The sequence below is a fragment of the Anoxybacillus sp. genome (assembly GCF_036834105.1).
Classification (GTDB): Bacteria; Bacillota; Bacilli; order Bacillales; family Anoxybacillaceae; genus Anoxybacillus.
The window spans coordinates 1-9,958 of the sequence record NZ_DAITON010000063.1 but is presented as its reverse complement, the minus strand read 5'-3'; the positions used below and the strand labels follow the sequence as shown (position 1 = coordinate 9,958).

Annotated in this window: 11 protein-coding genes and 2 pseudogenes; 4 read left to right on the top strand and 9 right to left on the bottom strand. The window is 42.5% G+C overall.

Annotation, left to right across the window (positions count from 1 at the left end):
• Positions 1–229 (top strand): annotated as a pseudogene (locus tag V7Z64_RS07800) (hypothetical protein); the annotation flags it as partial.
• 22 nt (positions 230–251) lie between these two features.
• Here V7Z64_RS07800 and V7Z64_RS07795 read toward each other — a convergent pair.
• Both V7Z64_RS07795 and V7Z64_RS07790 read right to left on the bottom strand, forming a co-directional pair.
• Positions 252–1,433, bottom strand: a complete 1,182-nt coding sequence (locus V7Z64_RS07795; RefSeq protein WP_297987875.1) for an immunoglobulin-like domain-containing protein — start codon at positions 1,431–1,433, stop codon at positions 252–254.
• Complete coding sequence (locus V7Z64_RS07790; RefSeq protein WP_297987873.1) at positions 1,420–1,905, bottom strand: sigma-70 family RNA polymerase sigma factor; 486 nt, start codon at positions 1,903–1,905, stop codon at positions 1,420–1,422. Before V7Z64_RS07790 ends, V7Z64_RS07795 begins: the two co-directional genes overlap by 14 nt.
• A gap of 235 nt (positions 1,906–2,140) precedes the next feature.
• Between V7Z64_RS07790 and V7Z64_RS07785 the strand changes: the two genes are divergently transcribed.
• Entirely contained in the window at positions 2,141–3,193 is a 1,053-nt protein-coding gene (locus V7Z64_RS07785) for a 4Fe-4S dicluster domain-containing protein (protein WP_297987870.1), read from the top strand.
• Positions 3,171–3,848 (top strand): formate dehydrogenase subunit gamma, encoded by a 678-nt coding sequence (locus tag V7Z64_RS07780; RefSeq protein ID WP_297987868.1) that lies wholly within the window; start codon positions 3,171–3,173, stop codon positions 3,846–3,848. The genes V7Z64_RS07785 and V7Z64_RS07780 overlap by 23 nt, the downstream gene beginning before the upstream one ends.
• Positions 3,849–3,895: 47 nt before the next feature.
• Here the strand turns inward: V7Z64_RS07780 and V7Z64_RS07775 are convergent, their stop codons facing one another.
• The 7 genes from V7Z64_RS07775 to V7Z64_RS07745 all read right to left on the bottom strand — a co-directional run bounded on the left by V7Z64_RS07775 (position 3,896) and on the right by V7Z64_RS07745 (position 9,280).
• Positions 3,896–4,957, bottom strand: coding sequence for a sensor histidine kinase (locus V7Z64_RS07775; RefSeq protein ID WP_297987885.1), 1,062 nt, complete (start codon positions 4,955–4,957; stop codon positions 3,896–3,898).
• A complete protein-coding gene (locus V7Z64_RS07770) occupies positions 4,954–5,625 on the bottom strand; it encodes a response regulator transcription factor (RefSeq protein WP_297987866.1) in 672 nt (223 codons plus the stop codon). Before V7Z64_RS07770 ends, V7Z64_RS07775 begins: the two co-directional genes overlap by 4 nt.
• A 220-nt stretch (positions 5,626–5,845) precedes the next feature.
• Positions 5,846–6,646: an ABC transporter permease gene (locus V7Z64_RS07765; RefSeq protein ID WP_297987864.1), complete on the bottom strand. Its 801-nt coding sequence runs from the start codon at positions 6,644–6,646 to the stop codon at positions 5,846–5,848.
• Complete coding sequence (locus V7Z64_RS07760; RefSeq protein WP_297987862.1) at positions 6,643–7,611, bottom strand: ATP-binding cassette domain-containing protein; 969 nt, start codon at positions 7,609–7,611, stop codon at positions 6,643–6,645. The genes V7Z64_RS07765 and V7Z64_RS07760 overlap by 4 nt, the downstream gene beginning before the upstream one ends.
• Positions 7,612–7,714: 103 nt before the next feature.
• On the bottom strand, positions 7,715–8,371 hold the full coding sequence (locus V7Z64_RS07755) for a class I SAM-dependent methyltransferase (RefSeq protein ID WP_297987860.1): 657 nt from the start codon (positions 8,369–8,371) through the stop codon (positions 7,715–7,717).
• Positions 8,372–8,394: 23 nt separating this feature from the next.
• The gene (locus tag V7Z64_RS07750; RefSeq protein ID WP_297987858.1) at positions 8,395–8,967 is read right to left on the bottom strand and encodes a GlsB/YeaQ/YmgE family stress response membrane protein; all 573 of its coding nucleotides are present in this window, start codon (positions 8,965–8,967) and stop codon (positions 8,395–8,397) included.
• A complete protein-coding gene (locus V7Z64_RS07745) occupies positions 8,954–9,280 on the bottom strand; it encodes a PadR family transcriptional regulator (RefSeq protein WP_297987883.1) in 327 nt (108 codons plus the stop codon). The genes V7Z64_RS07750 and V7Z64_RS07745 overlap by 14 nt, the downstream gene beginning before the upstream one ends.
• 218 nt (positions 9,281–9,498) lie before the next feature.
• Between V7Z64_RS07745 and V7Z64_RS07740 the strand changes: the two are divergent.
• Positions 9,499–9,706, top strand: a pseudogene (locus V7Z64_RS07740) (IS701 family transposase); the annotation flags it as partial.
• Positions 9,707–9,958: the final 252 nt, after the last annotated feature.

The following is a 9,958-nucleotide window of genomic DNA, read 5'->3' as shown; positions in this document are numbered from 1 at the left end:
AGTCAAAGCTAACATGATAACAAAACAAGAACTGCAAGAAGTCAAAGCTAACATGGCGACGAAGCAAGACTTCATGCTTGTCCAACAAGCCGTACTTGAGACAAATGAAATCGTCAAAAAGCTAGAAAGTAAAATCGACACCCATGAAAAACTTTTAACTCTTCTTTCGCATCGCTCTCTTGAACATGAGGCAGCCATTTCTAGCATTCGTTTCATTTTAACAAAATAAACGAGGGAACCTCTCCCCTCGTTTATTCGATATGTCCTAACGTATATTCGTCCCCCTTTCGAACAATAACGACATAAAATGTCCCCTTCCATTCGTTTGTATGTGCGTGTGTCACAGTTACCTTCACTTTCACTTCCTCTTTCTTGTTCGTTTCGTTCGGCTCCCAATAAACGACCGATGGCTCAACGTTAACTTGTTCCCCATTCAAAAACAACACTTTTGGACCTGCATATCCTTGAATAGCTTCAATTTGACCACTATCGGGTGGCATCGATTCGGCAATCATTTGTTCATCAGAAGATACAGTTTCATCAGAAGATACAGGTCGCTCGGCCTCATATATCGCTAACGCATCATCAGTCATTTTATCAACGAACAACGTGCCGACATCCGCTTCCATCGAGAAATTCACTTGTTCTTCCCCTTCATACATCGGATATATGTGCAACCCTTGGCGTCCCGTCCGCGTCGAAACAAGTCGATTATAGCTGCTATAAACAGAAAAGCGTTGATCCCTCTCGCATGTCAGTTTTACATCTTGATTTTCGCTCGTTTCAAATGGTTTCGCCTCAATATACGATTGGAAGTTTGTTAGCTTTTGATCGATAACATCAAATTCAATATATCCAGTTAGATGGGCTGTATCCGTATAATACGTGCGTACTGTACGATATTTCCCATTTGTTAACGGTTGATTTAACAACGAAAAATCAATCCCGTCCTTCACCGTTTGTCCCTTATCAATTAATGCAAGCATTTCAATAAATGCGAGATCGTTCGTTAACGTTGTCGGCAACCATGCCTGTTTTTTCTCATCGTACTTTTCAATTGTATACGCATATCCAAATGAAATAACACCATCACTTTTATTTGTAACTGAAAAATGGAGCTTTTGATCGTTTGGATCATACGTCACGTCATGAATGACTAAATACGCATCATATATTGCTGTCTCCATTTTCACCATATCCTCCCCCTTTCCATGCTCCATCATGATTTTTTGTTGCGCTTCATCCCTAGTAGGCTGCGCCGCATGCAGGCTAACCGCCAATAGTACACCCGCGGCAACAACAGCGACGTACGCTAAACGAAACGATTTTCGCTTATTCCCTCTCTTTTCAATCTCATCCATTACTTTATTTTTCAATTGCTCCGTCACGACAATGTGTTCCATCTCTTTTTTATATCGCTCATGCAAAATCATACTCCCCTTTCAATTTGTTTTTTAACATCTCCCGCGCACGTGCAAGCAACGAGCGAACGGTACTTTCTCTCTTCTTCAACAGTCGAGCAATTTCTTTCGTCTGATATCCTTCGTAGTAAAACAAGTGAACGACTTCTCGATATTTGACTGGTAGCGATGTCACCGCTGACATAACCTCAAAGCGATCGCGATGATCAACGGACGGGGAATGAATCCATTCCTCATATGCATCCATTTTTCGATGCGTAAATGATTTTAACTTATTTTTACATACATTAACTGTCACTCGTATGAGCCATGCCTTCATATGCTCTCCATTTTGTATTCGGTCCATATGTTCATATAACTTAATGAATACATCTTGAAATACGTCTTCTGCATCATGTTGGTTTTTCATATACGTATACGCTAGGCGCAACACCATATTCCCATATTCATCCATAGCGAGTTGGATTTGTTCTTTTGTGCACAAAGAAACGACCTCCTTTCACTTCATATACAACTGAACAAACAAAAATGTTGCAACCGATCGACATTTTATTTTAAGTATACAAAAAGACAGCGAGGGGCTTCCTGCATGTTGTCATTCCAGCTTATGCACTTCTTTGTCACAAATCTGTCAAAAACGATATCTCTTTTCTTCTTTTCAATCAAAGTGTTCTTTATTAAAATACCTATTATGGTATATAAACGAGGAGGTTGGGATAATGAGTGAAAAAATAAGCCGACGAACATTTTTAAAACGATCAACAGTCGCTGGCGCAACAGCTGGAATATTGCTTGCGACAAAAACACCTGGGTATGCACAAACGGACAAGTCAGATGAAAGTACGTTAATTGGTTCGCTTATTGACTTAACAAAATGTGATGGTTGTGCAGCTTACGACACCCCCCTATGCGTCACAGCTTGTAGACAAAAAAACGAACATCGTTTTCCACAACCGCAAAAACCAATCAAAGACTATTGGCCTCGGAAAAAACATGAAGATTGGTCCAACGAAAAAGACCGCACAGACCGTCTCACTCCTTACAACTGGACATACGTTGAAAAAGTGCAAGTAAACTGGAATGGCGAAACGAAAGAAGTTGCCATCCCAAGACGATGTATGCATTGTCTCGATGCACCATGTCAAAAACTTTGTCCGTTCGGAGTCATCGAGAAAACGAAACACGGAGCGGTAAAAATTGACGAAAACTTCTGTATGGGTGGAGCAAAATGTCGTACAGTTTGCCCTTGGGACATCCCACAACGCCAAGCAGGTGTCGGGTTATATTTGAAACTAGCTCCTGAGTTAGCTGGTGGGGGAGTCATGTACAAATGCGACATGTGTGCCGATTTACTTGAGGAAGGAAAAAGCCCGGCTTGTGAAACTGCCTGTCCGAAAGGGGTCATTGAGTTCGGTCCATACGAACAAATTCGCAAAAAAGCGTATGAGCGCGCAAAAGAAATCGGTGGCTTCATTTATGGCGACGTTGAAAATAGTGGTACGTTAACACTGTACGTCTCAGACGTGCCGTTTGATCAAATTAACAAAGCGATTGAAACGAAAAAACAAGAAGAAAACGACACCCGTTTCGGTCGTCCACATATGAAGCCTGAAGTCGAAAATATGTTAGGGACAACACATGGATATATGCTAGCTACGCTGATCGCTCCAATCGCTGGCGCAGCCGCAGCAGGTATTACCGCTTATAAAGTATTATCCGGACAGAAGAAAAAGGAAGGGGGAGATCGTCATGAATCAAAAGAAGAAAAATAAAATTTACCGTCAACCACTTCCAAATCGCTTTGTCCATTGGGGAATTGCCATTTCCATTATTATGCTGATCATTACAGGTATCGGCCAAATGCCGGTATACGGTCGCTATTTAATCGTTCAACCGTTCGGCACAAAATGGCTCACATCGTATGAAATCACGTTATGGGTGCATTACTTTTTCGCTGCTACTCTCCTTTTCTTTACAACGTATCATGTCGTTTATCATGTGATAAAAAAAGAGTTTGACATTTGGCCAAAAAAAGGAGATGTAAAAGGCTCTTACCTTATTTTGAAAGCGATGCTTTTAAAACAAAAAGAGCCACCGAGCGAAAAATATTTGCCTGAACAACGAATCGCCTACTTATATTTCGTTGTGTCAATCGGCCTTGTCATTGTTACAGGCGTCATTAAAGTCATAAAAAACATCATGGGCGTGCAACCAACAAACGGCATTTTATTTTGGAGCGCACAGTTACACAACTTGGCAACAGTCATGGTCATCTTCGGTGTCATTATGCATTTAGCCGCATTTATCGTCAAAGAAAATCGCAAACTATTGCCAGGTATGTTTACGGGCTATGTCGATGAAGAATATGTAAAAGAACGCCACTCGCTTTGGTATAAAGAGTTGAAGAGAGAGGAACGTAAATTGTAGTCAAACAGCTGCCCAATAAAGGGCGGCTACTTTCATATAGAAAACAATTAATCCCTACACTGGATCGGCAACTGAACATGGAACTCTGTTCCCTCTCCCAATCGACTGCAGACAGAAATCTTTCCTTGATGTATCTTAACAATTTTGTCTACAATCGCTAGCCCTAGCCCACTTCCGCCGACAGCACGGTTGCGTGATTTATCTGCCTTATAAAACCGTTCAAAAATACGCGGTTGGTCTTCTTCGGCAATGCCTGGGCCATTGTCTGCAACAATCACGATGGCGTAGTTGTCTTGTTGCTGAAGCTGAATGGTAATTGCTCCACCTTTTGGCGTAAATTTAATCGCATTATGAAGTAGGTTCAGCCACACTTGACTCAGCAAATCCTCATCTGCGGTAATAACTACTTTCTCCAGCATGACAGTTATCTCTATCTCCTTTTCCATCCACTGTGGCTCACAATGGAGAATGAGCGATTGCAACTGGGAATCCAAACGATATGATATAGGCTGAAACGGGTATCGGTCGGAATCTAACATTGCCAATCGTAACAAATTATCGCTTAACTTCGACAGACGGACGCACTCCGCTTCAATAATGTCGAGATAATGCATTCGCTGTTCATAAGGCAAATGTTCATTTTTTAACGCACGAGCAAACCCACGAATTGATGTAAGCGGTGACCCGATTTCATGAGAAACGTTCGAGATAAATTCTTGCCGCATTTCTTCCATCGCTCGCAAATTCGCTGCCATATCGTTAAGTCCTTCGACTAGTTCTGTAAATGGATGGTTTCCCTTCCCCCAGTCCGCGCGGAGATTTATTTGAAAATCCCCTTTCGCAATTCGATGAATTGCATCCATTAGGTTTTTCCAAAGCACTCGTTCCCGCTTGCGCAAAAAAGGGCTAAGAATACTCATACTAACACCAAATAAAAAAAAGCCTGAGACGGATGTGATGATTTGTCGAACTAACTGCTGCGGCTGCCAAGCAAAACGGGTGTATATCGCTTCTGTGATGAAATACGCAACTGTCCAAAAGAGACTGATTACAGCCATTACAGCAATGAACGTCAACAATGACTTGAACACAAACCAAAGTCGCTTCATTTGCATACCTCCAACCGATAACCGAGCCCGCGAATCGTACGAATGATAAATACATGACAATCAGTAAACCGCTCGCGCAACCGCTTAATGTGCACATCGACCGTTCGTTCGTCCCCTTCGTAATCATAGCCCCAAATTTGTTCAATGAGTTCATCACGGGTAAACGTTTTCCCAGGATAGCTAGCTAGCGTAAAAAGTAGCTCAAATTCTTTAGGTGGCAAAGCAATCTCTTCGTCTCCTAAATGACATTCATAGGTTCGACGGTTTAACAATAAATCGGCAATTTGTACTGTTTGCGACGTCGCAATTCGATAACGCTTCAGTAATGCTTTGACTCTTGCGACAAGCTCAAGCGGATCAAACGGTTTGACGAGATAATCATCTGCCCCTAGCGCAAATCCTTTCACTTTTTGCGCTGTTTCTCCTTTGGCCGTCAACATTAAAATCGGCACATCACCATATTGGCGAAGTTCACGGCATAGTTCCCATCCGTCCATCTCGGGCATCATAATATCCAATACGACTAGGTCGACTTTGACCTCTTCTAGCACCACTAATGCCTCTTTTCCAGTTGCTGCTTCGTGTATCTCAAAACCTTCAAGGCTTAAAAAATGCCCGATAAGTTCACGAATGTGGGCATCATCATCGACGATTAACACACGTGGCATACGAATCTCCTTTCTTTTCCAATCCTATCTCCATTGTAGCGAATTTTCGGCTATTTGTCGCACTGAAATCGTATATATAAGTTACAATAAAAAATTTTCGATTTTTCGTTTCCGTTTTCATACCGACATGAGCTGATACAGTATAGCATGGCAGGTAAGCAGCTGGATGTAAAACAAAATTTCAACTTATATCGGAAAATATCGTGCACGAGGCACGATATTATGCGCGACGCATATAGACGCGAACAGTAATAGGGACAAAAACAGCAACAATAACCGCTGCTCCCAAAAGCGAAATGACAAAATCTGAACTAATTATTCCATGATTTATCAACTCTCGAATGGCGGTAATCATATGGGAAATCGGATTGATGTTCGCAAACCATTGCAGCCAATCGGGCATCGTATTCACCGGTACAAACGCATTCGAAAGAAACATAAGCGGAAACAAAGCCAGCATAGAAATTCCTTGTACGCTCGCCGCATTGCGTGCAGTAACGCCAAAGAAAGCGAAAATCCAACTCACCGCCCATGCGCATCCGATAGCAAACACCGCAGCGAATGCAACACTAGTGAGTCCTCCCTCTGGGCGATATCCAATGAGAAATCCCATCATAAAAGTGAGTAAAGTCGCGATTGTGTAGCGAACCGTATCAGCCAATAAAGCTCCTGCTAGTGGTGCGATGCGAGCAATTGGCAAAGACTTGAATCGGTCAAAAACGCCTTTGTCCATATCATCACGAAGTTGAACACCTGAGGCGACAGAAGCCCCAATTAACGTCTGAATAAGGATGCCTGGAATGATCATTGGCAAATAGTTTTGTACATTGCCAGCGATTGCTCCACCGAAAATATAAGTAAACATTAACGTGAAAATAATCGGTTGAAAAGTAACGTCAAATAATTGCTCTGGTGTACGCCGCACTTTTAATAAACTTCGATACGCCATCGTGAACGTTTGTTGCACTGTTTGGCGAAAACTTGTGTAGCTTTTTAGTTCGCGGTTCGACATATGATTCATTCCCTTTCCTCTCCTTTTACTCCATGACCTATAATCGCTAAAAAAACTTCGTCTAGCGTTGGTTTTTGTACGCTTAATTCCGCTAACGGAATGCTTGCTTCGCGGAATGCAATGAGTAAATCGGTCACTCGATCAGCATCCGCCATCGGTGCCGTAATTTTTCCTGTATCCGACGATACATTGGCACGTGCATTCAGCACACGTTCTACTGTTTGACGTGCCATTTCCAAATGTTGTGGATCGTCAATTTTTAATTGCAGCGATGAATTGCCAATCGACGTTTTCAGTTCATCCGCCGTCCCTTCTGCCACGACTTTCCCACGATCAATAACAGCGATACGATCTGCAAGTTCGTCTGCTTCTTGTAAATATTGTGTCGTCAATAATACGGTTGAACCCATGTTAACTAATCGGCGAATCGTTTCCCACATTTGATTGCGTGTTCGTGGATCGAGTCCTGTCGTCGGCTCATCAAGGAAGATGAGCGGGGGCTGAGCAATTAAGCTCGCGACCAGGTCAAGGCGACGTCGCATGCCTCCTGAGAACTGCTTAAGCGGACGTTTCGCCGCTTCAGTCAATCCAAACTCCTCTAATAATTCCATTGCCTTTCGTCGCGCCTCGGTACGACTAAGCCCGAGCAATCGAGAAAAAATAATTAAATTTTCCATCGCGGTGAGCGATTCATCCACTGAGGCGTACTGTCCAGTCACGCCAATCAACTGCCGAACAATTTGCGGCTCTTTGACTACGTCATAGCCAAAAATGCGCGCTGTTCCCCCATCTGGCCGCAACAACGTCGCGAGCATCCTGACGGTCGTCGTTTTTCCTGCCCCATTCGGTCCGAGAACCCCGTAAATCGTACCAGCGCGAACGTGTAAATCAACACCATCGACCGCACGATTATTTCCAAATATTTTCATGAGTCCAGTCGCTTCAATCGCCCAATGACTATTTAATCTCTGCATTGTTCCTTCCTCCTTATCACTTCATGCAAAGTGATCATAACATGCTTTTATGAACAGAATATGAACAAGGAAAAACAAAAAACCTGCCACCAGCGGCAGGTTTTTATTTATTGAGGTACACGTACAATCCAATACCTTCTTTTCTTATCTTGTGCTGTTGAAACGGGGTTTCTTTGATAAATGCTTCAAACTCCTCCGCGGTGTAAGCACCTTGTTTTAAGAACGTTTTAAATGAAAATTTAACGAAATATTTGTCAAGTCCATTCATTTTGCTTACTTCATGCTCAATCTCTTCATCTGTCGCCTCACGGTTCATGTCTACAATGAGAGCCGTGCCTCCTTCTTTAAGGACGCGATACATTTCACACAGCGCTTTGACAGGCTCTTTAAAATTTTTAAAAGCGGCCGTACAAATCACAAAATCGAAACGATGGTCGTCAAAAGGCAAATCGGATGCATTTCCTTCCATGAAGTTTACGGAAACGTTCGCTTCTTTCGCGTTACGTCTGGCGATTTCCACAAAATCTGGACTTATATCCACAGCTGTGACGTGAAATCCTCTTTTGGCCAGTTCAATGGACAAATAGCCTGGACCAGGGGCAACTTCTAATATGTGCGCCCCTTTCGCCGCATGTGTGGCCACTTCATCCGCATATGCTTCCATTTCCGCGAGCCTGCTTTTTCGCGAGTTGCGATCATACCATTTTGCCGCTAAGCCATAAATGCCGAGATCTTTGTTTTTTCTAACGTTTCTCATCATATAGCATCTATCCCCCCTGTGAACTATTTTTTTCTCTTTAACACAATGATGGCATTGCTCAAAAGCCCTAATCCCGTTCCGATCAAAAAGCCGACAATCGCACCAATGAGCGTACGAATCCATCCGCCAGATAAAAACATCTCCCAGCCACCGCTGACGATAAAACCAACTAGTGCACCAATCGAAATCCCTAAGAAAACAAACGCTCCGTAAAACAACCCAATTGCTTCATAATCAGCAATGTTCATATGGTGATAGTGCGCGACAATCCGCTCTTGTAAGTCGGCTGACTTTGTCGTTTCACTGCGAAACTTTAACTCTTCTTTTGCCCGTTCAAACGCTTCTTGTTCCGACAGCCCTTGTTCCAGCAAATCTTTCATATAGTCGCTCATGTAGAGAATCATATCGTTTTCCGCCTCCACTGCCGTCTCTGAGCGACTTTTGAATTTAGCAAGTTTCGCCATCATTTTGCTTTTCGTCTCTCCTGTTTTCCGGCGAAGTTTTTCCATATACGTCATCTCTGCTTCTTCTAAATAATATGGCGCTTGCTCTTTTGCAAATTGCTTAATTTTCTCCCTCATCTCATGACTGAACATTTTTTTCTCCTCCATTCGTTCGTAGCATATGAATTCGCTCGCTTAAAAAATCCCATTTTGCCCAAAAAGCTTCTAATTCCTCAATCCCCCGCTCATTCAACGTATAAAACTTTCTTGGCGGTCCCATGTCTGACGGTTTTTTCGTAATGTGCACAAGCTTATTTTTTTCTAGACGTAGTAACAACGCATATACTGTCGCTTCCGCAATCCCTTGGAAACCTAAGGCGTGCAGCTTTTTCGTAATCTCATAGCCGTATATTTCACCACGGCTTATAATCTCTAGTACGATGCCTTCTAAAATCCCTTTCAACATTTCACTTAGATTATCCAAAAAGAAACACCTCCTAAGTACTCAATATTGTTGGTATTCAATAATATTGAGTACTACTACATAGTAACATAGAGTAGATAAATGAGCAAGTGAACTGTCTTTTTATTATTGTAATAACCTAGTCACTTTCAATTTCATATGGTCATAAAATAATTTAAGAAAACAAGTTCATCATAATATTTATCTGCATATAACACCTTGTTCGCCACGTTCGGGGGGTGAAACGGTATAGGATCGTGGTGCTATTAGCCTGCGTATACAGCATCGCGGAATCGCAACAAGACATCTCTTCCGGGCTGGAGCTTCTTCGGTCTCGGAAAGGACACAGCGTCGTCGAGTTCATCTATGATGCTGCTAAACAAAATATTCCCATTGATGTGATCAAAAAAACAGCTCCATGTCGCCTAAGGGGTACCCTGTTCGTCTCTCGGGGGGTGGAAATTAATGTAATAAAAAATGCTCATCTACAGTAAAATTATATTATAAACCCGTGGTGCTAGATAAAATCGAGTAAGCATAAAAATAGCCCTTGCCTGCGGATCTCCTGTAGAATGAAAGTGCTACCAAACATTCGAAAGGAGAATCCCCATGCAAGAGCACTTTCGTTTTACAACAGACAAAGCGAAAATTCAAAAACAATATGCAGCCATTTTCTTTTTT

Coding starts and splice junctions, on each gene's coding strand:
- V7Z64_RS07795 (WP_297987875.1), bottom strand. CDS start 1,433: ATGATTTTGCATGAGCGATATAAAAAAGAGATGGAACACATTGTCGTG.
- V7Z64_RS07785 (WP_297987870.1), top strand. CDS start 2,141: ATGAGTGAAAAAATAAGCCGACGAACATTTTTAAAACGATCAACAGTC.
- V7Z64_RS07780 (WP_297987868.1), top strand. CDS start 3,171: ATGAATCAAAAGAAGAAAAATAAAATTTACCGTCAACCACTTCCAAAT.
- V7Z64_RS07775 (WP_297987885.1), bottom strand. CDS start 4,957: ATGAAGCGACTTTGGTTTGTGTTCAAGTCATTGTTGACGTTCATTGCT.
- V7Z64_RS07770 (WP_297987866.1), bottom strand. CDS start 5,625: ATGCCACGTGTGTTAATCGTCGATGATGATGCCCACATTCGTGAACTT.
- V7Z64_RS07765 (WP_297987864.1), bottom strand. CDS start 6,646: ATGAATCATATGTCGAACCGCGAACTAAAAAGCTACACAAGTTTTCGC.
- V7Z64_RS07760 (WP_297987862.1), bottom strand. CDS start 7,611: ATGCAGAGATTAAATAGTCATTGGGCGATTGAAGCGACTGGACTCATG.
- V7Z64_RS07755 (WP_297987860.1), bottom strand. CDS start 8,371: ATGATGAGAAACGTTAGAAAAAACAAAGATCTCGGCATTTATGGCTTA.
- V7Z64_RS07750 (WP_297987858.1), bottom strand. CDS start 8,967: ATGTTCAGTCATGAGATGAGGGAGAAAATTAAGCAATTTGCAAAAGAG.
- V7Z64_RS07745 (WP_297987883.1), bottom strand. CDS start 9,280: ATGTTGAAAGGGATTTTAGAAGGCATCGTACTAGAGATTATAAGCCGT.